Consider the following 26,505-nt stretch of genomic DNA (forward strand, 5'->3'; position numbering starts at 1 on the left):
CCCAAAGTTTTGGCCGAACAGTTCCCTCAAAGGGTTTTTTAAGGGAACTGTTACAAAGTTGCAATCATGCGCATAGATTACAACACCATCGCCGCAATCCAACCGGAGGCCAGCAGCGGCAGGTTGTAGTGCAGGAACGTTGGAATCACCGTGTCCCGGATGTGGTCATGCTGACCATCGGCATTGAGACCAGAGGTAGGGCCGAGGGTCGAGTCAGATGCGGGCGAGCCGGCGTCGCCAAGCGCACCTGCAGCACCGATTATGGCAACGGTAGCCGCGGGAGAAAAGCCAAGCGTTGCACACAAAGGAACGTAGATGGTGGCGATGATCGGCAATGTTGAGAAAGAGGAGCCGATGCCCATGGTGACGATCAGACCAACCAGGAGCATGGAGAACGCCGCCATGCCTTTGGAATCACCGAAGAGCTCTGCCGAGGCCGTGACCAGCCCCTCAACCTCGCCCGTAGCCTTCATGACCGAGGCGAAGCCTTGCGCGGTGATCATAATGAAGCCGATGAGCGCCATCATGCGCATACCTTGGCTAAATACGTCATCGGCATGCTTCCAGTGCACCGCACCTGTGCCCATGAAAATGGCCAGACCAACCAGCGCGCCGATCAATAACGAGTCTGCCTCAGTTCCCACCGCCTGCATCCACACCTGCACCGCGAAGGTGGCGATGATGGCAATAACGGAGACGATCACCTTGTAGCGCGATATCGCACCTGCGTGCGTGTGCTCTGTGATGTCGACGTTTTGATAGTCGCGGGGCCGACGGTAACTGAAGAACACAGCGATGAGCAGGCCAACCAACATGCCAAGCGCGGGAATGGCCATCACATGCAGCACGTTGATTCCTTGAGTGCTCATCCCCGCCTGCTCAATATTTCCCAGCAGAATGTCGTTCAGAAAGATTGAGCCAAAGCCCAGTGGAATCCACATATAAGTGGTGACCAGACCGAAGGTCATCACACAAGCCACGAGCCTGCGGTCGATGCGCAGCTTATTCATCACGGCCAGCAGCGGCGGCACGATGAGCGGGATGAATGCAATGTGCACTGGAATGAGGTTTTGGCTCATGATGCTCATCGCCAAAATGCCCAGCAGCATCAGCCACTTGGTCACCGCGACAGCTCGGGCTCGGGCGACATCAGACTCCACCCCAACTTTGTTCATGATCCAATCTGCAAGCATCTGCGGAAGCCCGGAGGAGGACACCGCCATGGCAAAAGCACCCAGCAGTGCGTAGCTGAGTGCGATCTTTGCACCACCGGCGAGACCGTCTTCGAAGGCGATCATGGTCTGATCAATGCCGAGCCCGGCGATGAGGCCACCGATGAGGGCGCCGAGGAACAGCGAGATGACAACGTGCACCCGTAGCAGCGCCAAGACGAGCATGGCTACCACGGCAATGAGGACTGCGTTCATAGGCAATCAATTTAATCAAGCCAAGCGCATATTCCACATTTCTACCCCGCTTGGGGTACCGCTTTGAATACGCTGTTGCGCGGCATTCTAAGGCACACGTAATGAGAGGAAGTCCGCCCGGGTGCTGCGCTGAAAATATTTAAGGCACGAGTGCAGCACTGCCCAGATCTGGAACAACGCGCACTGCCTGCACATCCTGGGTGAGTTGCTCGCTCGGACCGTCGGTATTCGCAGCAATCACGAATCCCGGACCATAGCTTGCGGTGGCATGCACACTCTGGCGATCATCCGACCAACCAAACTTTGTGGCCCAGATGCCAGGCAGAGTCGCGGTGCCATAATCCTGGTGATAACCATCGGCTGCCACGGGAGAGGCGGTACGCATACCGTTGATCAGTGGCCAAGCAACAGGATCCATTGCGATGGCCTGCAGGAAGGTGGTCATATCATTCGTCGAAGTGGTGGTGTTGCCCCAGAAACCGTTGTAGTGCGTGGTAGTGAGCCCGAATTGAGCGATCACCTCCGGGATCGCCTGCGGGTATTTCCGGTCCAGCTCTGTGGCGATGTTGTCATCGGAAAAGCGGATCATCTGCTCCACCTTCGCCTGATCTTCCGGGGCACCATGGTGCAAAACCCAGTAGCCGAGGTAGAGCTTGGATAGAGACAACGCCGGGCGCGATTCATTCGCATTTGGGGTAGCGGCGTTGATGCCAACGGGTGTCTGGACGCTGATTTGGGTCCTATCGGGCACTCCTTGCAGCGGTACGGTGACGGCTTGCGCAACGGGGACAACGACAAGCGCTGCCGCTGCGACGCTCAGGCTCAAAGTGGCGTTGCGCTTGGCATGGCGGGGGCGTGATTTCATGTTCATTCCTTCAGGCTGAAAGTTTCGACGTACCTCGGCCTGGCTGCTTGGACGCTAGGCGACGCCAGGTTCTCCGAGGAGACTTCTGAAAGCATACCCCCTCACCTCTACCCCAGAACCCCCGCATCGATCGCTAAAAATGCTGAACATTCAGGGAATTTGTCATATAGTGCACATTACCTGTTGAGTAATAGGTAGAAATTCGAGATCTCCACAGAAGGTGCCCATGCACAAAATCGGCCTCTATAACCCCGAACACGAGTCAGACGCCTGCGGTGTGGCCTTCGTGGCCAACATGCACGGCCACGCCTCTCGCGAGCTCATCGACCACGCCATCCAGGCACTCGTCAATTTGGATCACCGCGGTGCAGCAGGTGCTGAAAAGAACACCGGTGACGGTGCCGGTATCCTCTTACAAATCCCCGACGCTTTCTACCGGCAGGTATGCGAATTCACACTGCCGTCGCAAGGCGAGTACGCCACTGGCATCGCCTTCCTGCCAAAGGCACGCATGGCAATGCTGGACGCTAAGCGCGAGATCGAGGCCATTGCTCAAGAAGAAGGCGCACACGTCCTAGGGTGGCGCTCCGTGCCCACCAACCCTGAGGGCTTAGGCGAGATGGCGCTTGATGCCATGCCGAGTTTCGAGCAGGTCTTCATCAGTGCCGAGCGCGAAGGCACCCCGCTTTCAGGCATTGAGCTTGACCGCGTTATGTTCTTCATCCGCAAGCGCTGCGAACGCGAACTGGGCACCAAAAACGGCGAAGAGACCGTCTATTTCCCATCGTTGAGCTCCCGCACCATCGTGTACAAAGGCATGCTCACCACCCCGCAGTTGGCACACTTCTACGCTGACCTGCGCGATCCCCGCCTCACCAGCGCCATCGCATTGGTTCACTCGCGCTTTTCGACGAACACCTTCCCCGCCTGGCCTCTGGCACACCCGTATCGCCTGGTGGCGCACAACGGAGAGATCAACACCGTGCGCGGCAACGAAAACTGGATGCGCGCGCGTGAATCCCTGATCCGCTCCGAGCAGCTCGGGTCCTTGGATCGTGTGCTGCCGATCTGCACGCCCACGGGTTCCGACACCGCCCGTTTTGACGAGGCACTGGAGCTGCTGCATTTGGGCGGGCGCAGCCTGCCCCACGCGGTGATGATGACCATCCCCCAGGCATGGGAGCATGCAGAGATCGACCCCGAGCTGCGGGATTTCTATGAGTATCACTCCTGCCTCATGGAACCCTGGGACGGCCCGGCGGCCGTCGCATTCACCGACGGCACGCTGGTGGGCGCCACTTTGGACCGCAACGGTTTGCGCCCCGGACGCATCTGGATCACCGATGACGGCCTGGTAGTGATGGCGTCAGAGGCTGGCGTTTTGGACATCCCGGCGGAGAAGATCGTCAAGCGTACCCGCGTGCAACCAGGCCGCATGTTCTTGGTGGACACCGCAGCGGGCCGCATCATCGAAGATGGAGAGATCAAGCGCGAGCTCGCCACCGCCGAGCCTTATGGGCAGTGGATTGAGCAGAACTTCGTCCACCTCAAGGATCTGCCCCAGACCCGCTATGAGTACATGCCGCACAATCGCGCGGTGCTGCGCCAGCGGGTGTTCGGCATTACTGAAGAGGACGTGGATCTCATCATCCGCCCAATGGCGCTCGACGCCGCCGAAGCGATTGGTTCCATGGGCTCCGATACGCCCATCGCTGCACTTTCGGCGCGCCCCCGCATGATCTTCGATTTCTTCGCGCAACGTTTCGCGCAGGTGACGAATCCACCGTTGGACTCCATCCGCGAAAAGCCGGTCACTAGTATGTTCACGTTGCTCGGCGCGCAGTCAGATGTGCTCAATCCAGACGCCGAGGCCGCCCGTCGAATCCACATGGATCACCCGGTCATCGATAACCACGAGCTCGCGACCTTGATCCACGCCGACGATAATGGCGATTGGCCTGCGTTCGGCGCGGCTGTGATATCGGGGCTTTACCCCGTGGCCCACCACGGCGCCGGCATGCGCGAAGCGATTGCGCGGGTGCGTCGAGAAGTTTCCGAGGCGATAGCCGAGGGCAAGTCCATCATCGTGCTCTCCGACCGCGAATCCGACGAGCGCTTCGCCCCGATCCCCTCGCTGCTGCTCACCTCCGCTGTGCACCAGCACCTGGTGGCCGAGCGCACCCGCACCCGCGCATCCCTGGTGATCGAATCCGGCGACGCCCGCGAGGTGCACCATTTGGCAATGCTCATCAGCTTTGGTGCGGACGCTATCAACCCCTACATGGCATTCGAGACCATCGATGAGCTACGCATGAAGGGCCAACTGGGCGAGCTTAGCCTGGACGAGGCCTGCCGCAACTACATCACCGCCGCCACCACCGGCGTGCTCAAAGTGATGTCGAAAATGGGCATCGCTACTGTGGCTTCCTACCGCGGGGCTCAGCTTGCCGACGTCACCGGCCTGCACCAAGAGCTGCTGGACGAATATTTCGGCGGCGTACACTCCCCCATTTCGGGCGCAGATCTTGAAGACATTGCCGACGACGTTCGCGCCCGCCACCGCGGCGCCTTCCTGCCACGCCCCGAGGAGCACGCCCACCGCGAGCTCGACCTAGGCGGTGAATACAAGTGGCGTCGCGAAGGTGAATACCACCTGTTTAACCCGGAGACCATCTTCAAGCTGCAGCACGCCACGAAGACAGGCCAGTACAACATCTTCAAGGAATACACCCGCAAGGTCGATGACCAGTCAAAACGTCTCGCTACTATTCGCGGGCTGTTTGAATTCAACTCTGATCGTCAGCCGATTTCGGTGGACGAGGTGGAGCCGGTTGCAGACATTGTGAAGCGTTTTTCCACCGGTGCGATGAGCTACGGCTCCATCTCTGCCGAGGCGCACGAGATGCTGGCCATTGCGATGAACCGTCTGGGCGGCATGTCCAATTCCGGTGAGGGCGGCGAGGATCCGGCGCGCTTTGCAGTGGCGCCCAACGGCGACTGGAAGCGTTCAGCGATTAAGCAGGTGGCGTCGGGGCGCTTCGGCGTCACCAGCCACTATTTGAGCAATTGCACCGACATTCAGATCAAGATGGCGCAGGGCGCAAAGCCCGGCGAGGGTGGACAATTGCCCCCGCACAAGGTGTATCCCTGGGTGGCCGAGGTGCGTATCACCACCCCTGGCGTGGGCCTGATCTCTCCCCCGCCGCACCACGATATTTACTCCATCGAGGATTTAGCGCAGCTCATTCACGATTTGAAGAACGCGAATCCGGACGCCCGCATCCACGTCAAGCTCGTGGCGGAGCAGGGTATCGGTGCCGTTGCCGCTGGTGTGTCCAAGGCACACGCCGATGTGGTGCTGGTGTCTGGCCACGATGGCGGCACAGGTGCATCGCCGCTGACTTCCCTGAAGCACGCCGGTGGCCCTTGGGAGCTCGGGCTAGCGGAAACACAGCAAACGCTGCTGCTCAATGGGTTGCGCGATCGTATTCGTGTGCAGTGCGATGGCCAACTCAAGACTGGCCGCGACGTGGTCATTGCTGCGCTGCTGGGCGCCGAGGAGTTCGGCTTTGCCACCGCCCCGCTGGTGGTTGAGGGCTGCATCATGATGCGCGTATGCCACCTGGATACATGCCCGGTGGGCATTGCCACGCAAAACCCGGATCTTCGCAAGAAGTTCACCGGGCGCGCGGAGCACGTGGTGAACTTCTTCACCTTCATTGCTCAGGAGGTGCGCGAGTACCTGGCTGAGCTTGGATTCCGCTCCATAGACGAGGCAGTGGGTCAGGCGCAGGTGCTGCGCATGACCAAGGAACCCGCTACGGAGCGCGCCGCCAAGTTGGATTTGAGCCCCATCTTTGAGCGTGTGGAGTCCCCGCACTTCCGCAACCAGAACCTGCGCTGCACCAAGAGTCAGGATCATTCGCTGGCGAAGGCGCTGGACAATCAGATCATCGCCGATACGCAGCTCACCATTGATGCAGCGGCGGCGAAGAGTTCAGCGAGCGCCCCGGCTTGGATGGCCGCCGGGGAAAATCCGCAGATTGAGCTGCACTACCCAATTAGCAATGTGCACCGCTCGGTTGGCACGATGACTGGTTCACGTGTCACCCGCGCCGCCGGTGCCGCTGGTCTCCCGGATAACACGTTGCAGCTCAACTTTACGGGCTCTGCTGGCAACAGTTTTGGCGCCTTCGTGCCAAAGGGCATGACGCTCACGCTCACCGGCGACGCCAACGACTTCGTGGGCAAGGGCCTTTCGGGCGGTCGGATTATCGTTCGCCCGCACGCGCAGGCGCCACAGCAGCTTGAGCACAATCCGGACATCATCGCGGGCAACGTGGTGGCCTATGGCGCTACCAGCGGCGAGTTGTTCATCGGCGGCTCGGTGGGCGAACGCTTCTGCGTGCGTAATTCCGGTGCCACCGCGGTGGTGCAGGGTATTGGCAACCATGGTTGTGAATACATGACCGGCGGCATGGTGCTCATTGCCGGTGCAGTGGGCGATAACTTTGGTGCTGGCATGTCCGGCGGTGTCGCTTACCTGCGCAAACAGGATGGCCTGGAGGCGAAGTTGAACCCTTCGGTTGCCGGGGGCGTCGAAAAGCTTCTCGACGAAGACCGCGCCACCATCACCCGCCTGCTCAACACGCACCAGGACGCTACCGGTTGTGAGCTGGGGCTTGGGCCGGAGGACTTTATCAAGATTGTGCCGCCGCCGTATCGCAAGGTTTTGGACGTCATCGAGGCGGCCAAGGCCGAGGGCCGGGACGTCAACGTAGCAATTATGGAGGCAGTGAAATAATGGCTGATCCACAAGGATTTCTGAAGTTCAACCGCGAAGAGCCAGCGCACCGCCCCGTGCCGCTGCGGTTGATGGACTACTCCGAGGTGTACGAGCCCGCCCCGGATGGGCAGATCGAACGCCAAGCCACCCGTTGCATGGACTGCGGCGTGCCTTTCTGTCACGAGGGCTGCCCGCTGGGCAATATCATCCCTGAGTGGAATGACCTGGTGCGCCAAGGCCGCTGGCGCGAGGCTTTCGATCGCTTGCACGCCACCAATAACTTCCCCGAGTTCACCGGACGCTTATGTCCCGCTCCCTGTGAGGGTGCATGCGTGCTTGGGATCAATGATGATCCGGTGACCATTAAGAACGTGGAGCTCGCCATCGCCGAGCGCGGCTTTGAGGAAGGCTGGGTGCAACCCATCAAGCCCACCCTCGATACCGGGATGCGCGTGGCCGTGGTGGGATCTGGACCAGCAGGTTTGGCCGCAGCGCAGCAACTGAAGCGCGCAGGGCACGCGGTGACGGTGTACGAGCGAGATGATCGCCTGGGCGGGCTGATGCGCTACGGCGTGCCCGAGTACAAGATGGAAAACCGCTGGATCGATCGTCGCCTGGAGCAAATGCGCGCCGAGGGCACCGAATTCCGCACCGGTGTGTCCCCCACCGCCGCCGATCTGAACGCCTACGACGCCGTGGTGCTGGCCACCGGCACCCCAGTCCCGCGCGAACTTCCCGTTGTAGGGCGCGAGCTCGAAGGTATTTACCCGGCAATGGAGTATCTCAACCTCCAAAACCGCGTGTGCGAAGGCGATACGAATACCCCGGCGATTAGTGCCAAGGGCAAGAAGGTTGTGATTATCGGCGGCGGCGATACTGGTACAGACTGCTTTGGTACCGCCTTGCGCCAGGGCGCTGCGAGCGTGACGCAGTTTGATATTCGCCCGCGGGCGCCGAAGCACCGCGCAGCTTCTACCCCGTGGCCGATGTATCCGCTGGTGTATCGCACCGCCACCGCGCACGAGGAGGGTGAGTATGTGATCAGCGGCGATGAGTCCGCCGCCGAGATTGAAGCACTTGGTCTGGCTACCCGTCAGCCCGGTACGCCCCTGGGTAATCGCGTGTACAACGTCAATACCGTGAGCTTCCACGGCGATGACGGCCGCGTGCAGCAGTTGCGCGCCAATGAGGTGCAGGTGGTAAACGGCCGGCGCGAGGCCATCGAGGACACAGACTTTGAAATGGACGCTGACCTGGTGCTGTTGGCCCTGGGCTTTAGCGGCGCGGAGCGTGGCGGAGTGACCCACGAGCTGGGCGTGGCTTTTGATGAGCGCGGCCGCATGGTGCGCGATTCCGAGTACCGCGCGCAGATCAAGCCGCTATTCCCGGGTTTTAAGCCGCCGGTGTATGTGGCGGGCGATAATGGGCGCGGGCAGTCGTTGATCGTTTGGGCGATCGCCGAGGGTCGTGCCTGCGCCGCTGCGGTGGATGCCGACCTCATGGGCGAAACGGCGTTGCCTGTGGCGGTGACCCCGCAGAAGCAGCCTTTGAGCGTTCGCGCTTAACAGTGCCGCTTAGCTTTTCGACGCCCCAGCGCCACCCACGCGATGGCGCATCCCCTGGGCGCCAACGGCGTTGAGGTCGGGCAGGTCATCTAGGGTGCTGCCGTCGCCCAACTGGTCAAAGGTGACGGTGGAGATGGTGCCGTCCGTTTCCAGGATCATCGCAGCGATGTTCTCGAAGCTGCCCAGCCCCGCTTGGCGGGCGGCTTGACGCACGTCGGCCTGCCCGAGCCTGGCGGCTTTGAGGCCTTCCGGGAGTAGCTGACCGGCGCGGACCAGCACCACGGGCGAGGCCGTGACTAGCTTGCGCAGCCCAAGGCGATCGCGGATCACGCGGGCGACGAGGAACTGCAAGCCGAGCATGAGCGCGATGGCAGCTGCGCCCGAGGTGAAGGCGAGATCCTTGGAGGTGACCGCAGTGGCGAGCATGGAGCCCACGGCCACGGTGACGGCGAAATCGAAGGCGTTGAACTTAGCCAGTGAGCGGGCACCGGCGATGCGCAGCATCACCAGCAGCGCTAGGTAGGAACTGCTGCCTACCAGCAGGATTCGGATGATCGGGTCAAAGCCTGAAAACCACATGTCCCTTAGTATGCCCTACTGATATGCGATGCGCTGCATACCTGAGATACGTTCACGTCCCAGGCCTCTGTTGAGTAACCGGGGACGTGAACAGGTTCGGTGTTCAAGCCGGATGGGGTTTTATCCGCGACGACGACGCATCAAGAACACGCCACCGCCAACGAGAGCCGCACCGAGAACAATGATGCCCAGCACGGAGGCGCCGGTGTTCGCCAGGGAACGCTTATTGTTGTGCGCTTGAGCGGCTTCGGACTTCTTGGCTTCTTCGGACTTCTTCGCTGCCTCTGACTTTGCTGCCTCGGACTTCTCTTCCGAGTCCTCGTCCTTCTTATCGCCGTCCTTGCTGTCCTCGTCCTTCTTGTCTGGATCCTTCGGATCAACTGGCTTCGACGCATCCGGGTCCACGACGGTGACCTCGACGATCTTCTTGGCCTGGAATCCCCAGCTATCGTAGGCGGCCAGCGTGACGTAGTAGGTGCCCGGCTTGGAGGTGTCTACGTTGTTTTCCAGCACCTCGATGGAATCGGTAACGTTACCGTCCTCAGTATCAGTAGCACTCGGGTTGATCAGGGCGATCTCGAATTTCTCACCCACATTCAAAGTGACGTCCTTGGCGCTAATCACAGGCACGGTGTTCTTTGGAGCAGGCTCGCTGGCCCCCAACACCGTGACGGTGACCGTCTTGGAGGTCTTCAGGCCGTTTGCGTCTGAGGCAGTAATGGTGACGGGGTACTCGCCGGGAACGCTGGTGTCTACAGACCCGGAAGTAGTCACCGAGGTGATGACGTTGCCGTCCTCAGGATCCTGCGCATCGATGTTCAACAGAGAAATGCCATAGTCACCGTTCAGGGGCACGGTCGCATCGTTCGCGGTGATCACCGGTGGCTGGTTTTCCTGCGCCACAGCGCTGGGGCTTGCCACCATGGCGCCGGCGATAGCGATGGAGCTGCCGAGGGTGACAGCAAGGGCCTTCTTAGAACGTGGAGTCATATCCTTTAACCTTTTCTTCGAGGGGTCTGGGAACCACTGTAGCGAGCAGAAGTACTTTTGTCAGGCAAATCGTTGTTGCTGCACCCGATCGCACGGCTCACTGACCACACAATCGCCCTAAGTACCCCCATCGTTAGCTACGCCAAGCTTTTCGACGCCCCCGCCCCCCCCTTAAAGGATGTCAAATGCGAGGTATGGTTTCCCACCTTCCGCGATGCATATTCTCGGCTTGCGACCGAGTTCCTCACCGCAGTGGAATACGTCCACCCCGCCATCGGTTGCACCGGGCATGCGAATTGATATTTGGACCGATGTGGTGTGCCCCTTCTGCTTCATTGGTAAGGAGCACTTGAACCAGGCGCTCGAATCCTTTGAGCACGCAGATGACGTTGAAGTGCACTGGCGTGCGTTTGAGTTAGACCCAAGCCTTCCTGCGCAGCCGGACAGCACCTTGGCGGAGGCAATCGCCAAGAAGTACGGCGCGAGCGTGGAAGAGTCGGCTGCTCGTCAGCGTCAGATGGCGCAGCTTTTACAGACCTATGGCGTGGAGTTCAATTGGGAGGACGCAAAGTTCGGCAACACCTTGGATGCGCATCGCCTAATACAATTCGCCCAAACTAAGGGCAAAGGCGCGGAGCTGCAGGACGCTCTCATGCGCGCGTATTTGGAAAACTCCCAGAACATCGCAGAACACCCCACGCTGCTGGCGGCAGCCAAGAAGGTAGGCCTGGACGCTTCCGAGGCGCAGGCAGTCCTGGATAGCGATGATTTCCGCGAGGCCGTCCACCAGGATGAGGCCCAGGGCGCCCAGATTGGTATTCGGGGTGTGCCTTTCTTCGTCTTCGACGGCAAATTCGCCGTCTCCGGCGCGCAGCCCAAGGAGGTGTTCGATCAAGCTTTGGATCAGGCGTGGGCTGATTCGAAAAATCTCCTTAACAATCCCGAACAGGGCTCAAGCTGCTGCGGTGGCGGCGGCTGCTGCAGCTAAGGAGTCAGTGTGAGCAAGCATTTTGACGTCGCCGTGATCGGCTTCGGTAAAGCCGGTAAGACCATTGCGATGAAGCGTGCCAAAGCAGGTGATTCTGTGGTGCTTTTTGAACAATCTGCAGCCATGTACGGTGGCACCTGCATCAATATCGGCTGCGTGCCCACCAAGAAACTGCTCTTTGAGGCGCACCGCACCTCCGGCGAAACACCCGCACAGCGTTGGGAGAACATCAAGCAAGCTCGCCATGAGCTTGTGCGCAAGATGAATGGTGCCAACCTCACCATGGCGCAGGATGCTGGTGTGGAAGTGGTCACCGCCCGCGCGCAATTTGTGGGCGAGCGCGAGATCGAGGCGAACGGCGAGCGTTTCACCGCCGACACCGTGATTATCAATACCGGTGCTACTGCACGCACCTTGGATGTACCGGGTGCGGAGGATCGCCGGGTGGTGGATTCCACCGGCATCCAATTCCTTGACGCGTTGCCGGAAGATTTGGTGATCGTGGGCGGCGGCCCAATCGCCATGGAGTTTGCCTCGCTCTTCCTCACCCTCGGTGTGAAGGTGCACATGCTCGATCACGGCCCGGAGTTTGGCCGCGCCTTCGATCGCGACGTCGCCTCGGCCGTGCTTGAGCACCTGGAAGCTCAAGGTCTGCGCTTTGTGCCCAACGCCGATGTTGAGCGCATCGACTGCGGCGAGCGCCTCAGGGTGCATGCCAACGTCTGCGGGGAGTCGAGAGACTTTCCTGCCGACGCCGTGCTGGTGGCAATCGGCCGTGCGCCGAATACTCAGGATATGGGGCTCGAGAACGCCGGTGTGGACACTGATGAAAAGGCGGCGGTGGTCGTCGACAAGCAACTGCGAAGCAGCGCCGAAGGCGTATATGCGGTGGGTGACGTCAATGGTGGGCCTCAGTTCACCTATATTTCCTACGACGATCACCGCGTGGTGCTGAACGCACGCTGGGGCGATGGCGAGCGAACCACGGAGCATCGAGTAATTCCTACAGCCACATTTATCGACCCACCGCTGGCAACCGTGGGCAAGAGCCAGGCGCAACTTGAACGCGAAGGCGTGCGCTTTGAAGTGAAGCAGGCCAAGATCGCCGATATCGCCGTGATGCCGCGACCGAAAATTGTGGGACAAACAACCGGCGTGGCGAAGTTCCTGATCAGCGAGGACGATCAGATTCTGGGAGCCACGCTGTGGTGCGTCGATGCTCAGGAGATCATCAATACCGTTGCGCTTGCCATGCGGGTAGGGATGACTGCGAGTGAGCTCGGCGGGCAGATCGTCACACACCCCGCCAATACCGAGGTGCTTAACGGGGTATTGGGGTAGCCACCCTGCCGGCGCGCTAGCATCGTTGGGTTGAAGCTGCCCCACCCTGCGCCACGGAAGGACACCCCACATGCCACAGACGCTGTCCCGGCGAGCCATTACCGTATGGTTGGCGGCCGTCGCCGTGTACGTGCTGGCCATTGCAGGGCGCACCTCCTTTGGGGTTTCAGGGGTTGCAGCCATTGAGCGCTTCCAAGTGGATGCCTCAAGGCTCGCCGTTTTCACCGCCGTCCAAGTGGGCGTGTACGCCATCGCCCAGATTCCCACCGGCGTACTGGTGGATAAACTCGGGCCGCGCTCCATGTTGCTCTACGGGGCCATTCTCATGGGCCTCGGGCAGATCATCCTCGGTTTCGCTCCAGCTTATTGGGTTGCGATTCTGGCGCGAGTCCTCATTGGTGCAGGTGACGCCACAGCGTTCTTATCGGTGATGCGCCTAATTCCCGCGTGGTTCCCGGCGCGCAAAGCTCCCCTGTTTTCCCAACTCACCGGGGCGCTGGGTCAATCGGGGCAATTCATCTCCGCTGTGCCGTTCCTCCACCTCCTCGGCGTGGCCGGGTGGAGCGTGGCGTTCGTGAGTTTGGGGGCGGTAGGCATTCTCATCGCCTGCGCCGCGTGGTACTGCATTGCCGATTCACCGGAACAGCATGGTAGCGAGGCCGCCTCGAAGTCATGCGGGCCGCAGCTTTCGCTCGGCGCACGTTTGCGCACGGTGCTACGCAGCCCCACCGCCTGGCAGGGCGTATTTATCCACTGGAGCAACCTCTCCCCCATCAACATCTTTCTGCTGCTGTGGGGTGTGCCGATGATGAAGCTTGGCATGGGGCTTGATGCCGGGCAGATTGCAACGGTACTAAGCACCGCCACTATCGGATCTGTGTGCGCAGGGCCTTTGCACGGCATGATCTCCGCGCGAGCGGGCAACAATCGCGACCTCGTGGCGCTGGCGACTTCGGCAATCAATGTTGGGCTGTTTGCTTGGTTTTTCGCCTCGGGGCAGCCACGCAATCAGATCTGGCTCATGGTGCTCATTTTTGTGGTGGCGCTGCTAGCCCCAGCCGCGAACTACGGTTTCGATTCGGTGCGAGAACACCTCAAATATTCAGTGCTCGCCACCGGCACTGGTCTGGCCAACATGGGCGGATTCGTGGCCACCATGATCGGTGCCCAACTGATTGGTGCGCTGCTGGATTGGCACGCGCAGGTCGCAACGTTTCAGTGGGCAGACTTCCGGGTGGCTTGGCTCGGGATCATCTTCGTGTGGGCTGTTGGCGCTGCAGGCATTGTGTACTGCGGCTTAAGGCTACGCCGAATCCGTGACAACGCATCTGTTCGCTGAGACGACGTTGCAGGAGGGTGCGGGGAGCGTCGAAAAGCAAGCAAACACCGGGTTAGCATGGTGCGAACGCCACTCCACAACGTGGCGCAACTTCCACCACACCCCACGAACATGAAAGTTTGCACCATGAGCCGACGACTCACCCAAGGGCCTCTCCCGAAACACTTGCGCCAAAACTTATTGCGACTGTGCGCCAACACCGCCATTGCAGATCACCAGGAACAAGAGGAATATCCGGTGCACTCAGCATTCAGTGGCGAGGTCATCGGGCATGCGCTTGCAGGTGATGAGCAGGTCGTGGAAGCAGCTTTCTTCAAAGCGCGCGAGGCGCAACGCCTGTGGGCGCACACCCCGGTGAAACAGCGAGCAAAGATCTTCAAGGATTTCCACGATCGCGTACTGCGTGAGCGCGAATTCCTCATGGACATCGTGCAGCTCGAAACCGGCAAGAACCGACTATCCGCCCTCGACGAAGTGCTCGATGTCGCAGGCAACGCACGTTATTACGCCAACAAGGCACCCCGCCTGCTGGCGGAAAACGCGAACCCTGGTGCGCTGCCTCTGCTGACAAAGAACCGAGTGCAGCATGCTTCCAAGGGTGTGGTGGGCCAAATCAGCCCGTGGAATTACCCGCTCGCCTTAGGTATTTCCGATGCCATCCCCGCGCTCCTCGCAGGCAATGCGGTGGTGGCCAAACCAGATTGGAACACTCCTTTTACGCTGCTTGCCGTGGTTGATCTGCTCTACCAGGCCGGCCTGCCGCGCGAACTTTTCCAGGTGGTTACTGGGGCTGGCAAAACCGTCGGCTCCGCCATCGCTCAGCGCAGCGATTACTTAATGTTCACCGGTTCCACCGCCACCGGACGAATCTTAGGAAAGACCGCTGGCGAACGCCTCATCGGTTATTCTGCTGAACTCGGCGGTAAGAACCCCATGATCATCGCCGCCGACGCCGATCTAGACAAAGCCGTGCGCGAGGTGCCAAGCGCCTGTTTTTCTAACTCTGGCCAACTGTGCGTCTCCATCGAGCGGATTTACGTCGAGGCGCCGGTGTACGAGGACTTTCTGAGCCGCTTCACCAAGGCCGTGCAGCAGATGCGCATTGGTGCAGGATTCGACTGGAATGTAGACATGGGCTCGCTCATCAACCAACAGCAGCTCGACAGCGTCCAAAGCTTCGTTGACGACGCCGTAGCCAAGGGGGCCACCGTGCTCGCTGGCGGCCGTGCTCGCCCGGACCTCGGCCCCTTCTTCTTTGAGCCGACTGTGCTTATCGACGTCCCCCGCGACGCCAAACTTCGCACCGAAGAAGTCTTCGGCCCTGTGGTGTACGTGGAAAAAGTGGAGACTCTTCAAGAGGCGATCGCGCTTGCCAACAACACCGAATACGGCCTCAACGCATCTATTTTCGCAGCCCCCGAGACGGGCTGGCAGATTGCCGGGCAAATCAACGCCGGCGGGGTTGGGATCAACGACGGTTACGCCGCGACGTGGGCCTCAATCGCTTCACCCCTAGGTGGCATGAAGCAATCGGGAATGAGCCGACGCCACGGCGAGGAAGGCCTGCTGAAATACACCGAGGCACGCAACGTCGCCGAACAGCGTGGGCTATCCATCCGTGGCCCTAAAGGCATGCCACCAAAGCTCTATGGCCAAGTGATGTCCTATGCCCTGCTGCTAGGCAAGAAACTGCGATTCTTGCCCTAACGCTGGCGATCGCGCTTTTGAAAACCCATGCGCGGCTTGAAGCCCTCGGGGCGGCGAAGCTGCGCCACCGCATCACCGATGACTAGACGGAAGCGTGGACTCATTGGCGGCATCTGCATGATGGAGAACCAGCCCACTTCAAGATTTTCATCATCCGCCACGCGCGGGGTATCATCGCCCGCCAGCGAGCAGCGCATGGCGGTGTCCATGTAGCGGGCTTGGTCACCGTTGGGGTAAGTGACTGGACCGGCGGCACCGACGCCCAACAAGGCTTCAACCTGGACGTCGAGGCCGGTTTCTTCCTTCACCTCACGCACCGCAGCAAGATGAGGTTCTTCACCGGGATCGACGATGCCGGTGATCGGGGTCCACTGCTCGTTATCGGCCCGCTTCACCAACAGCACCTCAGGCACCGCAGTGATCGGTGCCCCTTCAGGAACATCACGGATCACCACGGCGGTGACGCCGGGCATAAACAGCTCGTCGTTGCCGATCTTCTCGCGCAGTTTCAATACATAGTCCGGGGTCGCCACTAGTCCTCCACCTGCTCCTGGGCCTCTTCGGAACTAAATGGATCGTCCTTCAACGCGCCCTTTTTGATCTGCTCAACCAGGGCAGCCGGGTCAAACTCGTTGTGGTATTCCGCCGGAGCGGTTCGCTCTTGCGCCATGTGCTTAAACCTCCGATGCTTGAATGGAATCCAAAATGTACTGCTTTACGGCCTCCGGGTCGTTGGGCAGATCAGCAACGTGGCGGGGCGCCTCCATAATCCCGGCAAAGCGCTCGGGGATCTCCGGTTCTTCACCGATGGCCTCGCGGATCGTATCGGCGAACTTCACCGGCAGCGCTGTTTCCAGCACCACGATTGGGGTGGACACCTGATCCTTCCAGTCCCGGGCAGCCTTCACACCATCGGCGGTGTGCGGATCAATCAGAGTGTCAAGGCGCTCGTTGCAATCGCGGATCGTCGCCACGCGGTCGGCGTGAGTGGAGGTAGCAGACGCGAAACCGTACTCGTGGGCGGCTTTGGGGAACGCGGGATCGTCGACAAGCGAAAAACCACCCTGTGCAACTTTGGTGCCAAACAGTTCTGAGGTGCGCTCGGAATCGCGGCCAAGGAGATCGAAGATGAAGCGCTCGAAGTTCGAGGCTCGCGAAATATCCATCGAAGGCGAAGATGTTTCAAAAGTGTCGGCGGAGCTGCGGACTCGATAATTGCCGGTGCGGAAGAACTCGTCCAAGACGTCATTCTCGTTGGTAGCGACGATCAGGCGATCAATGGGCAGCCCCATCTGGCGAGCGATGTGACCAGCGCAGATGTCGCCGAAATTGCCGGTGGGCACCGCGAAGCTGACCTTTTGCTCGTTGTTGTCGGTCATGCGCAGATACGTAGAGATGTAGTAGACAACCTGCGCCATGAGACGTGCCCAGTTGATGGAATTCACGGCACCGATGCGCTGAACGCGTTTGAAATCGGCGTCGGCGGACACCGCCTTGACTGCATCCTGGCAATCATCAAAGACTCCATCGAGGGCGATATTGAAAATGTTCGGATCATCCAAGCCGAACATCTGCGCCTGCTGGAAGGGAGTCATGCGGCCCTTCGGCGTCAGCATGAACACACGGATGCCCTTGCGCCCGCGCATCGCGTACTCGGCAGAAGAACCAGTATCACCCGAGGTAGCGCCCAAAATGTTCAGGGCCTCACCGCGACGGGCCAGCTCGTATTCAAAGAGCTCGCCGAGCATCTGCATGGCCATATCCTTGAAGGCGGCCGTTGGGCCTTCGGAAAGGTGGCCCAGGTAAATATTGTCCTCCAAGTGCGTGACCGGCACGATGTCCTCGTGCGCGAACTTCTCGGTGGTGTACGCGCGCTTGGCTATGCCCTCAAGATCCTCCGCCGGGATGTCGTCGACGAAGAGCTTGAGCACCTCAGCCGCCAGCGCCGCGTAGCCCTGCTCTTTGAGCAGCGTGCGCCACTGATCCAGCAGCACACCATCGAGCTGCGGGTATTCCTCGGGCAGGTAAAGCCCACCGTCGGGGCTCAGGCCAGCGATCAAAATGTCGCTGAAGCTGTACGGAGTCTTTGATTCGTCGCGCGTAGAAATGTATTTCACGGCTTCTACCCTAGCGGGGTTTCAGCCGTCTACCTCACGCGGGCGCACCCTGAACCGTGTTAGTTGCCGGTCGCGCGATTCACCAGCGCATCGATGACGGATTTCAGCGCTTGGTCACCCAGCGGCGTATCCCCATCTACCTTGGGCACACTCGAGCTTGTCGACGCCCCCTTGGCCCCATGCTCGGCTTTCACGCTCAGCACAGTGCCGTCGAGTTGCAGAGGCGTCCGGCCCTTGGTGCCGGTGGATTCGACTGCCCTCAGGAATGTTTGAAGCTCTTGGACGGTTGCACCTTCAAGATTCACACTCAAGTTGATCATGTCTAGTAAACGTCGCTGGGGTGGGTTTCGTTCCATACACCAAAACACGACTCCTGGAGGACCCATGACCACCGTTGAAGAAGCCATTCTTAGCCGCCGCGCCACACGCAAATTCACTGAGGATCCTGTGAGCCAGGAGGTGCTGGATAGCGTTGTTTCGCTGAGCCTAGAAGCACCTTCCGCCTTCAATGCCCAACGCGCCGATTTGGTGGTGGTACGAGATCAAGCGATCAAAGATGCACTCTTCGCCGCCTCGGGTCAGGCCCAGCTTCGTGATGCACCAGTGGTGCTCATTACCGTGGCGCGTGCCGATATTCCAGAAGATTTGGACGAGGTATTGGGTCAACAGCGCGCCGAATTCGTCCGAGGCTACCTAGGCAAACTTGACCAGGCCGGTTTGCGCGAAACAGCCATGAAGGACGCCATGTTGCTCGCAGGTTTTGCCTTGGTGGCTGCACAGGGCGAGGGCTTGGCAACTTCCCCCACCACCGGCTGGAATGAGTCCGAGGTGCTTGAAGCCATTGGGTTGAGTGGGCGCGAAGATCGCGGCGTCGGCCTGGTGATTGCCATGGGGTACCCAGCGGAATTCCCAGCACACCCTGGCCGCGCAGCAAACCGCCGAGTGAACGAGCGTTACTAACCCCTGCTGTGCAGCAGCGCTAATGCTCACCGTCGGTGGGCATAGCCTCACCCCAGAACACCTCATCAACCACTTGGCGGGCACGACGAGTGACTTTGAGGTAGTGCTCCAAGAATGCTTGATAATCCTCTGGATTCCAGCCCGCGGCACCGGCCACCGCCGCGAGCTGTGGTCCGGGCTGTGGCAATTGATCCACGCGCTTGCCGCGCACCAGCACAATGGCATTGCGCGCCTGTGTGGCAGCTAGCCACGCTTCTTTGAGGATGTCCACCTTTTCTTGCGCTAGCAGGTGTTTCTCGGCAATTACGTCGAGTACCTCAAGTGTTGAGGTGTTGCGCAATGCTGGTACTTCGTGCGCATGCATCAGAGTCAGCAATTGCACAGTCCATTCGATATCGGTGAGCGAACCTCGGCCCAGTTTGGTGTGTGTATTGCGATCCGCTCCGCGCGGCAGGCGTTCATTGTCCACGCGCGCTTTCATACGGCGAACCTCGCGGATGACCTTTTTGGTCACACCTGCATCTGGGTAGCGGAACTCATCGATCATGAGCAAGAAGCGCTCGGCCAGATCTCTATCGCCCGCAATACCTGTAGCACGCAAGAGTGCCTGGATTTCCCAAACTTCACCCCAACGTTCGTAGTAGCGCTGGTAGGACTCCAGGGTGCGTACCACTGCCCCCGAGCGCCCCTCAGGGCGCAGCCCGAGGTCAACCTCAAGTGGCGGATCCCCGCTGGGTTTTGACAGACGCTGCCGCATGCGATCACATACGGAAATGGCCCACTTCACCGCCTCGTTTTCTTCTACCCCATCAACCGGCTCGCAGACAAACATGACGTCCGCATCGGAGCCATAGCCGAGCTCAGCACCACCAAGGCGCCCCATGCCGATGACGGCGATCCGCGCGAGGGGGCCATCGAGCTCTCCTTCTGCCACTGCAGCACGAATCTCTGCACTGAGGGCCGCTTCGAGCACGGCGTCCCACACAAAGGACAATGCCCGACAGACTTCCTCAATGTTCATCATGTTCAGCAGATCGGCGCTGGCGATGCGGGCGAGCTCCTTGCGGCGTAAGGAACGCGCCACCGCAATCGCCTTCTTGGGATTATCGTGGCGTCCGGCTGCTGCTACGAGTGATTTGGACACAGCACCAATTCTGGTTTCAAGCAGCTTTGGCCCAACTGCACCATCGCCAAACTGCTTAATCACATTTGGGGTGGAAAGGATGAGGTCAGAGGCATAGGGCGAGTTGCCGAGGATACGCATGAGCCTTTGCCCGACCACGCCTTCGTCGCGAAGCATGCGCAAGAACCAGGTTTGGTCCTCCACAGCCTCGGACAACTTGCGATAATTCAGCAGCCCGGCGTCGGGGTCAGCGGTTTGAGACAACCACTCCATCAAGGTGGGCAGCAACATGCCCTGGATTTTCGCCTTGCGGCTGGAACCAGCGGCAAGCTTTTGGAGGTGTTCAAAAGCGCGATCGGGGAACTTGTAGCCTAGGGCGCCAAGCTGTAGCTTTGCCGACTCTGGAGACAGCTTGATGGTGCCTGCGTCCATGAGCGCCACAGAATTCAGCAGCGGCCGATAGAAGAGCTTGCGGTGCAGATTTTGGATGTCCAAGCGAACTTTGCGGATTTGTTCCCGCATGGCCTCAATTGCACTGCCCTGTTTGGAGCTGCGGAAGCCAGCCGAACGCGCGAGCCATCGGAGATTCTTTTGATCATCGTCTGCTGGAAGCGTGTGGGTACGCTTCACTTTGTGTAACTGGAGACGGTGTTCCAACAATCGCAGGAACTCATAAGTTCGGGTGAGCTCCGCTCCATCCTCGCGGCCAATATAACCGCCTTCAACCAGCGCGGCTAGGGCATCGACGGTGGCTAGGGTGCGTAGGGACTCATCGGTGCGACCGTGCACGAGCTGGAGCAATTGCACCGCAAATTCCACATCGCGCAGCCCACCTTCACCCAATTTGAGCTCCCGCGATTTCAGGTTTCGCGGGACGTTTTCGAGCACTCGACGCCGCATAGACTGCACATCGTCAACGAAGGATTCACGTTGGCTGGCGTTCCACACCATCGGAGAAATAGCCTCCGAATACTGCTGCGCGAGCGGCACGTAGCCGGTCATTGGGCGATGCTTCAATAACGCCTGGAACTCCCAGGTGTCTGCCCAACGCTTGTAGTAGGCCACATGGGAATCAAGGGTGCGCACCAACGCTCCGCGTTTACCTTCGGGACGCAGGGCTGCGTCCACTTCAAAGAAAGCGCGGCAGCCGATGCGGATAAACTCTCCAGCCAGCTTTGTTGCTGCGGGTGATGGTGGTTCCGCTACAAAGATGACGTCCACATCGGAGATGTAATTCAGTTCCCTGGCGCCACATTTGCCCATGGCAAGCACCGCCAAATGCGTGTCGAGCGGCTTATCGCCATAAGTGTTGCGCACCGCTACGGCCAAGGCAGCGCTCAGGGCGGCATCGGCGAGGTCTGCCAGCGTGTTCGTTACAACGCTGAAGTCCACCTCCGGTTGGCCTTCGCGGCGAGGATCCTCCAGGTAGGTTCCCGCCAAATCCACCGCAGCGATACGCAGCAGCAAGTTGCGGTAGGTACGTTTCAAGGTGGCCTCTGCCTCGACGCCACCGATGCCTGCGCAATAGGTGCCAGCGGTGGAGCACTCAGGAATTGCTGGATCTGGCGCATCGAAGTTCATGCCAAAGGACAACTCCAGTGGATCCGTTCCTGCGGCCTCCTCCTGGGTGGCGAAAACTGCGGGCTTCGCGTCGATGCAGCTCAGCATCTCCACAAACATGCCTGCTCGGTTGGGCATCGGTTTGGCTAGGTCTCGCCACAATTGCGGGTGCGCCGCTAGGTGATCACCAAGCACCGAGGAGCCGCCAAGCAGCGCGAAGAGTCGGACGCGAAAGACAATATCTTCGCGGATGGCGAGGTCTACGTCCTTGCGCTCTGCATCGTCGAGGGCCTGCATGAATCGAATGAGTGAATTGAGCGCCAGATCCTCATTAGCAGTCCCAGCCAGAGCCCACAGCAGCGGCACAGATTCCTCATTCCACCACCCCAGCCATTCCAGATCCTTCGCCGCGTGCTGTCCGTGGAAGCCAAGTGCGCTCACAGAAGGCAATGGCCCGCGCACAGGCTTCTTGGTGGTGGTTCGGTGCTCGTTCATGCTGAGTTTCTCTTCCCTTTTTTCTGCGACTCTTGGCTATTGCGTCATTTGGCTACGGTGACCCGGCGCTAGTAGTCCAAGTTTGAGGAAAGCTCCCAGGGGGTAATTTGCTCCTGGTATTCGTGCCATTCACGCCATTTGTTGCGTAAGAAATATTCAAAGACATGCTCCCCCAGGATGTCGGCAACGAATTCCGACTGTTCCATGGAACGCAGCGCGTGGTCAAGGCTGATGGGCAGGTCCCTGTAACCCATGGCGCGACGCTCGCGGCGGGTCAGTTGTGCAATGTCGTCTTCAGCAGGATCGGGCAGCTCGTAGCCTTCCTTGATGCCCTTCAAGCCCGCGCCAAGCAGCACGGCAAGCGCGAGGTAGGGGTTACAAGCGCTGTCCGGGGATCGCACCTCTACGCGGCGTGAATCTTCCTTGGTCAGGCGGTAGGTGGGCACGCGCACGAGCGCAGAGCGGTTGGATACGCCCCAGGTAGCAGCGGTGGGAGCCTCATTGCCAAAGAGGATGCGCTTATAGGAGTTGGTCCACTGGTTGGTAATGGCAGAAATCTCGTTGGCATGCTCCAAGATACCCGCGATGAACTGCTTGGCAGTTTTGCTCAAGCTGAACTCGTCATCGGGGTCGTGGAAGGCATTCATGTCCCCTTCAAACAGGGACATGTGCGTGTGCATGGCCGAGCCTGCAAAGTCCCGGAAGGGCTTGGGCATAAACGTTGCGGCTACCCCATTGCGCAGCGCCACCTGCTTCATCACGTATCGGAAGGTCATGATGGAATCGGCCATGGTCAGTGCATCGGCGTGGCGCAAGTCGATTTCTTGCTGGCCCGGTGCGGTCTCGTGGTGAGAAAACTCTACCGGGATACCCATGCGCTCTAGGGCGAGCATCGCCTCGCGGCGAAACAGCGGGGCGTCATTGCGGCTGGCCTGATCAAAATAACCGCCATTGTCGGTGGGAATTGGTGGGCGCCCATCGGTGGACAGGCTTTGCACCAGGTAAAACTCAATTTCTGGGGAGACGCTGCAGCTAAAGCCTTCGTCCGCGGCTTGGTTGATTTGGCGGCGCAGCACCTGGCGGGGATCCGAGTAGGAGGGGTGCCCGTCGGGGTTCATGATGTCGCAGAACATCCGGGCCGACTGCAGCGGCGAATCGTCGTCGTCGAAAGGCAAGAGCTGGAATGTCGATGGGTCGGGCATCGCTATGGTGTCAGCCTCCGAAACGCGCGAAAAGCCCTCAATCGCCGAACCGTCAAAGCCAATGCCTTCTTCAAAGGCTGATTCAAGCTCGGCGGGTGCAACGGCCACCGACTTCAGGTAGCCGAGAATGTCAGTGAACCAAAGACGAACAAATCGAATGCCGCGTTCTTCAATGCTGCGCAACACAAACTCTTGCTGTGAATTCATGCTTCTCAGCGTAGTAACCAACCCCCGAGTCACGCCCACACTATAACCACAAAACGCAGCTGAACTGCGAAAACTTCCCGCTCGGGGGTAGTGTGCCAGCATCATCAACATGACACAAACACAGATTCGAAATCTCATGCAACGAGGCTGGCGGCCTCAAGACATCGCACACGCCACCGGCCAATGGCCACCGCCCTGCACCACAGCACCTCCCAATGTGCCGCCCGGCGTGCTCGATGCGTGGCTTACCCACCCCCATGGCGCCATTGTCCCAGCACTCACAGGCACGCTTATCGACGCCCCTCTGCTGCATCCCCAAACCCCAGAGAAACCGCCAGCGCTGCGAAGAATCCGTGCGCTCATGCGTCACGCAGACCACACATACAACAACGCCGAAGCACAGGCATTCCGTGCCAAGGCCGAAGCCCTATGCAAGCGCCACAATCTCCCTCCGGTGGTGTGCTCCTTGCCCGGTCCGTCACCCGCTCCGCAACAGGTTAAGGCAGTTAGGATTCACATTTCGTGGCCCCAGCAACTTGCTAGGGGCATGCTCCTCAGGCGACTCGCGCACGCTTCGGGCGCTGTGGCCGTACAACTGCACAGCAGTGGGATTTGGTCGCTCATCGGTGAGATACACGACATAGAGCGGGTCAGGGAATCGCTATACGAGGTGTTACGTTGCCCGTGGCCAAAGATGCAACGCCTGGACCCGGTCATCGCCAGCAACTTACTTCTGGGTGCAGCACAGCATTACTGCAGGCGCCAGCCTCCCGAGCCCACGAAACCGGCAAACTTTGGGTGCCGCATCCGCAGCGGCCCTTACGCTTCGCAACTCGCCATCGTAGAAGCACTTGTCCTCAGCGACATCGTGGAGCCTCCACCGCCGGAAATTCCAGCCTGGCAATCCGTGGGCGCCCGCTGGTATGCCACTCACGTGTGTATGCCCCGCAAACTGGTAGAACTGCACTCATGAGTCTGAAGCAGCAGAAAGAACAAGAGATCAAGTTCGAGGTGGAGGGATCAGTTGGCGACCCCACCTTCGAGGACATTGAGCACGTCGCTACAGCGTCTAAGCCTTCAATAATGGAGCTTGACGCTCGATATTTCGACACCCCCGACCTCACCTTGTCACACGCAAAGATCACCTTGCGCAGGAGAACAGGAGGTAAAGACGCAGGCTGGCACCTGAAAACCAACACTTCCGACGGCAGGCAAGAAACTCACGCGCCTTTGGACTCTAGCGAAGAAAACCAAGTTCCAGATGCACTCCGGCAGCTCGTGGCTGAACACGTGGGCGAAGAACCCCTGGTTGAAATTGCCAGGATTCGCAACCGCCGAGCTGAGACCCTCCTGCTCACCCACGACGGCACCGCCATCGCTGAATTTTGCGACGACCATGTCGAAGCCCAAAACTCGAATGAGCATCACGCGCGTCGCTGGCGTGAGTGGGAGGTAGAGGCTACCCAGCAGGCCCAAGACTTGGGCATCGCAGCAGAAATTCTCGCGAGTGCTCTTGAAGTACTGGGGTCTATGCAAGGCGTAGAAAAAGCCACCAGGGCGTCCAAATTGCAACGAGCATTAGGGCGCGCCTAGTGGCCTGACGCTGAGTGGATGGGTGAGGGCTAGTCCTCCTCGTTCTCCCATTCCGCTTCAGCTTCATCTGCTTCCTCATTGCGCTCGTGCGCGATTTCGAGGGCGTGGCGTGCTTCTTCCTCGGTGTCATAGGGGCCCATGCGATCCATGGAGCTGAACTGCTTGCCTTGGGCCACTTCCCCGGTTTTCAGGTTGTAAAACCACTGTTGATCGATCTCTGCCATCAGATTCCCTTTTCTTCAATACTGACGCTGGCGTTATCAGCCGCGCGCCTCGAATCGTGTTCTTCAACCATCAAGGTACGCAGCTAGATGTTCGCTTGTCCACGCCTCGATCCTTGCAGGCCCTTCCCAGCCTTTAAAATGAAGGTATTACCCCGCAGTCTTGCAGATCTCCTGCGCTGCTGCTTCCCCCACACTTTGAGGAGTTCCATATGGCCTTGTGGCCTGCCAAGCACATTGACGTTGCGGCCATGGCACGCAGCCTCCATGCCTCCTGGGCCACAGATCATGCAGTGGTGGCCAGCGCCCCAGCCACGTGCCCTTACTTGGGCGATCTTAGCGATCATGCAGGCGGCATGGTGCTCCTCGGGCTCACGCAGCAGCGCCTCGCGGTTGCGTGCAGTCCGCGAAGCGATCAGCAAATGCAGGTGCGGGTTGTGCAATTGGGTGCCGAGGGTGAGCAGACAAGCGAGCAAACATATAGCGCTCAAATTGCGGAGTTTCGGGATCTCCACAACGACCAGAAGCTCACCTTCGACCAGGACAACCCTGCACAACGTCTCGCGGTTGTTCTTTTGACACTGATGCACCGCCAGCTCATCAGCCGTGAGACCCCGGGCATGGACGTAACGGTAGTGAGTGCCATCACCCCCGACGCCGGACTGGGCCTTCATGAAGCCTGCGATGTTGCCTTTGCGCTGACGCTCACAGATGAGCCCGAAGAACATCAACTCGGTCCCATGCGCACCAAGCTCGCCGATGTGTGCGCCCAAGCGTCCTCTACGTTCTGCAAACATGCACCCGGGCGGGCCCGTTACATTGCCGCGCTCAGGGGCAAGGGTGAGGTTGTGAACGTGGTTGACTTCGCTGATCACTCCATTACGCACATCAACGCTCCTGATGGTTTCGGATTTGCCACCCGCATCGTCACGGCGCCGAAGGTGCAGTCCAGCCCGGATCTAAGCGCCATGCAGCGCTTTATCGACGACGTTACCGGCGCCTTTGCAGCCCCGAGCTTGCGGCAATTGCCAAATGCGCGGGAGCGAGTACTGGCATGGCTTCGTGCCGTTCATCAGGTGCACCCGAAGTCCCAGGCTCCGAGCGTTGATCAAGCGAGCCGATGGCTGCGCTACTTGGAGCACGAAATTGATAGGACGTTGCGCGCTGCCGCGTCGATTCGTTCGCGCCGAAGTGGCGACATCGTGCCTGCCATGAATGATTCTCACCAGGAGTACCTCAGCCAACTGCTTGACAACGAGCAATTGTCAGCGGTAGCGCAGTTGTGTCTCCAATATGGCGCGCACGCTGCCAGGGCGGTGGAGTCGGGAGTGGTGTGCCTCGTGCCGATTGATCGCGCCGAAGCTTTTTCACAGGAGATAGCCGACGCGGGCCTCGAGCTTGTTTCGGTAGCTCCCGGCGAGACCGCCGAGTTGCACTGAG

General features: G+C 59.7%; 21 protein-coding genes. 10 read left to right on the forward strand and 11 right to left on the reverse strand.

Translation table 11 applies throughout. From position 1 onward, the window contains the following. Positions 1-77: 77 nt before the first annotated feature. Positions 78-1,427: a Na+/H+ antiporter family protein gene (locus CGERO_RS07505; RefSeq protein ID WP_123934711.1), complete on the reverse strand. Its 1,350-nt coding sequence runs from the start codon at positions 1,425-1,427 to the stop codon at positions 78-80. Positions 1,428-1,566: 139 nt separating this feature from the next. Beyond that, positions 1,567-2,292, reverse strand: a complete 726-nt coding sequence (locus CGERO_RS07510) for a hypothetical protein (RefSeq protein WP_123934713.1) — start codon at positions 2,290-2,292, stop codon at positions 1,567-1,569. Between the two features lie 226 nt (positions 2,293-2,518). Between CGERO_RS07510 and gltB the strand changes: the two genes are divergently transcribed. Then, entirely contained in the window at positions 2,519-7,096 is a 4,578-nt protein-coding gene (gene gltB / locus CGERO_RS07515; RefSeq protein WP_123934715.1) for a glutamate synthase large subunit, read from the forward strand. Further along, positions 7,096-8,643, forward strand: coding sequence for a glutamate synthase subunit beta (locus CGERO_RS07520; protein WP_123934717.1), 1,548 nt, complete (start codon positions 7,096-7,098; stop codon positions 8,641-8,643). Before gltB ends, CGERO_RS07520 begins: the two co-directional genes overlap by 1 nt. A gap of 9 nt (positions 8,644-8,652) precedes the next feature. On the opposite strand, the gene CGERO_RS07525 is transcribed toward CGERO_RS07520, so the two are convergent. Both CGERO_RS07525 and CGERO_RS07530 read right to left on the reverse strand, forming a co-directional pair. Further along, complete coding sequence (locus CGERO_RS07525) at positions 8,653-9,222, reverse strand: DUF421 domain-containing protein (RefSeq protein WP_123934719.1); 570 nt, start codon at positions 9,220-9,222, stop codon at positions 8,653-8,655. A gap of 120 nt (positions 9,223-9,342) precedes the next feature. Beyond that, on the reverse strand, positions 9,343-10,212 hold the full coding sequence (locus CGERO_RS07530; protein ID WP_123934721.1) for an immunoglobulin-like domain-containing protein: 870 nt from the start codon (positions 10,210-10,212) through the stop codon (positions 9,343-9,345). 289 nt (positions 10,213-10,501) lie between these two features. Here CGERO_RS07530 and CGERO_RS07535 point away from each other — a divergent pair, with 289 nt between their 5' ends. The 4 genes from CGERO_RS07535 (at position 10,502) to CGERO_RS07550 (ending at position 15,587) form a co-directional block, all read left to right on the forward strand. Further along, positions 10,502-11,200 carry a DsbA family oxidoreductase gene (locus CGERO_RS07535; RefSeq protein ID WP_164470284.1) on the forward strand — a complete coding sequence of 233 codons (699 nt, stop codon included), beginning with the start codon at positions 10,502-10,504 and terminating at the stop codon, positions 11,198-11,200. Between the two features lie 9 nt (positions 11,201-11,209). Beyond that, positions 11,210-12,541 carry a dihydrolipoyl dehydrogenase family protein gene (locus tag CGERO_RS07540; RefSeq protein WP_123934725.1) on the forward strand — a complete coding sequence of 444 codons (1,332 nt, stop codon included), beginning with the start codon at positions 11,210-11,212 and terminating at the stop codon, positions 12,539-12,541. Positions 12,542-12,611: 70 nt separating this feature from the next. After that, positions 12,612-13,880: an MFS transporter gene (locus CGERO_RS07545; RefSeq protein ID WP_123934727.1), complete on the forward strand. Its 1,269-nt coding sequence runs from the start codon at positions 12,612-12,614 to the stop codon at positions 13,878-13,880. A gap of 126 nt (positions 13,881-14,006) precedes the next feature. Then, positions 14,007-15,587, forward strand: coding sequence for a succinic semialdehyde dehydrogenase (locus CGERO_RS07550; protein ID WP_123934729.1), 1,581 nt, complete (start codon positions 14,007-14,009; stop codon positions 15,585-15,587). Here CGERO_RS07550 and CGERO_RS07555 read toward each other — a convergent pair. Genes CGERO_RS07555 through CGERO_RS07565 form a run of 4 tightly spaced genes read right to left on the reverse strand, consistent with a single transcriptional unit; the run spans position 15,584 to position 18,024 of the window. Continuing rightward, entirely contained in the window at positions 15,584-16,120 is a 537-nt protein-coding gene (locus tag CGERO_RS07555; RefSeq protein WP_123934731.1) for an NUDIX hydrolase, read from the reverse strand. The two genes, CGERO_RS07550 and CGERO_RS07555, sit on opposite strands and share 4 nt — an antisense overlap. Then, positions 16,120-16,257 carry a hypothetical protein gene (locus CGERO_RS10680; protein WP_164470285.1) on the reverse strand — a complete coding sequence of 46 codons (138 nt, stop codon included), beginning with the start codon at positions 16,255-16,257 and terminating at the stop codon, positions 16,120-16,122. The genes CGERO_RS07555 and CGERO_RS10680 overlap by 1 nt, the downstream gene beginning before the upstream one ends. Before the next feature lie 4 nt (positions 16,258-16,261). Continuing rightward, positions 16,262-17,704 carry a threonine synthase gene (gene thrC / locus CGERO_RS07560; protein ID WP_123934733.1) on the reverse strand — a complete coding sequence of 481 codons (1,443 nt, stop codon included), beginning with the start codon at positions 17,702-17,704 and terminating at the stop codon, positions 16,262-16,264. A gap of 59 nt (positions 17,705-17,763) precedes the next feature. Continuing rightward, positions 17,764-18,024: a hypothetical protein gene (locus CGERO_RS07565; protein ID WP_123934735.1), complete on the reverse strand. Its 261-nt coding sequence runs from the start codon at positions 18,022-18,024 to the stop codon at positions 17,764-17,766. Between the two features lie 64 nt (positions 18,025-18,088). Here CGERO_RS07565 and CGERO_RS07570 point away from each other — a divergent pair, with 64 nt between their 5' ends. Beyond that, positions 18,089-18,664, forward strand: coding sequence for a nitroreductase family protein (locus tag CGERO_RS07570; RefSeq protein WP_123934737.1), 576 nt, complete (start codon positions 18,089-18,091; stop codon positions 18,662-18,664). A 19-nt stretch (positions 18,665-18,683) separates the two neighbouring features. Here CGERO_RS07570 and CGERO_RS07575 read toward each other — a convergent pair whose 3' ends face one another. Both CGERO_RS07575 and glnA read right to left on the reverse strand, forming a co-directional pair. Continuing rightward, positions 18,684-21,842: a bifunctional [glutamine synthetase] adenylyltransferase/[glutamine synthetase]-adenylyl-L-tyrosine phosphorylase gene (locus CGERO_RS07575; RefSeq protein ID WP_123934739.1), complete on the reverse strand. Its 3,159-nt coding sequence runs from the start codon at positions 21,840-21,842 to the stop codon at positions 18,684-18,686. Between the two features lie 68 nt (positions 21,843-21,910). Continuing rightward, positions 21,911-23,251 carry a type I glutamate--ammonia ligase gene (gene glnA / locus CGERO_RS07580; protein WP_123934741.1) on the reverse strand — a complete coding sequence of 447 codons (1,341 nt, stop codon included), beginning with the start codon at positions 23,249-23,251 and terminating at the stop codon, positions 21,911-21,913. A 109-nt stretch (positions 23,252-23,360) separates the two neighbouring features. Between glnA and CGERO_RS07585 the strand changes: the two genes are divergently transcribed. Continuing rightward, positions 23,361-24,224, forward strand: coding sequence for a DUF2786 domain-containing protein (locus tag CGERO_RS07585; protein ID WP_123934743.1), 864 nt, complete (start codon positions 23,361-23,363; stop codon positions 24,222-24,224). Then, positions 24,221-24,844 (forward strand): CYTH domain-containing protein, encoded by a 624-nt coding sequence (locus CGERO_RS07590; protein ID WP_123934745.1) that lies wholly within the window; start codon positions 24,221-24,223, stop codon positions 24,842-24,844. Before CGERO_RS07585 ends, CGERO_RS07590 begins: the two co-directional genes overlap by 4 nt. Positions 24,845-24,873: 29 nt before the next feature. On the opposite strand, the gene CGERO_RS07595 is transcribed toward CGERO_RS07590, so the two are convergent. Then, positions 24,874-25,068: a hypothetical protein gene (locus tag CGERO_RS07595; protein WP_123934747.1), complete on the reverse strand. Its 195-nt coding sequence runs from the start codon at positions 25,066-25,068 to the stop codon at positions 24,874-24,876. 209 nt (positions 25,069-25,277) lie between these two features. Here CGERO_RS07595 and CGERO_RS07600 point away from each other — a divergent pair, with 209 nt between their 5' ends. Then, positions 25,278-26,504 (forward strand): hypothetical protein, encoded by a 1,227-nt coding sequence (locus tag CGERO_RS07600; protein ID WP_123934749.1) that lies wholly within the window; start codon positions 25,278-25,280, stop codon positions 26,502-26,504. Position 26,505: the final 1 nt, after the last annotated feature.

The sequence above is a fragment of the Corynebacterium gerontici genome (assembly GCF_003813985.1).
GTDB classification, from domain to species: domain Bacteria; phylum Actinomycetota; class Actinomycetes; order Mycobacteriales; family Mycobacteriaceae; genus Corynebacterium; species Corynebacterium gerontici.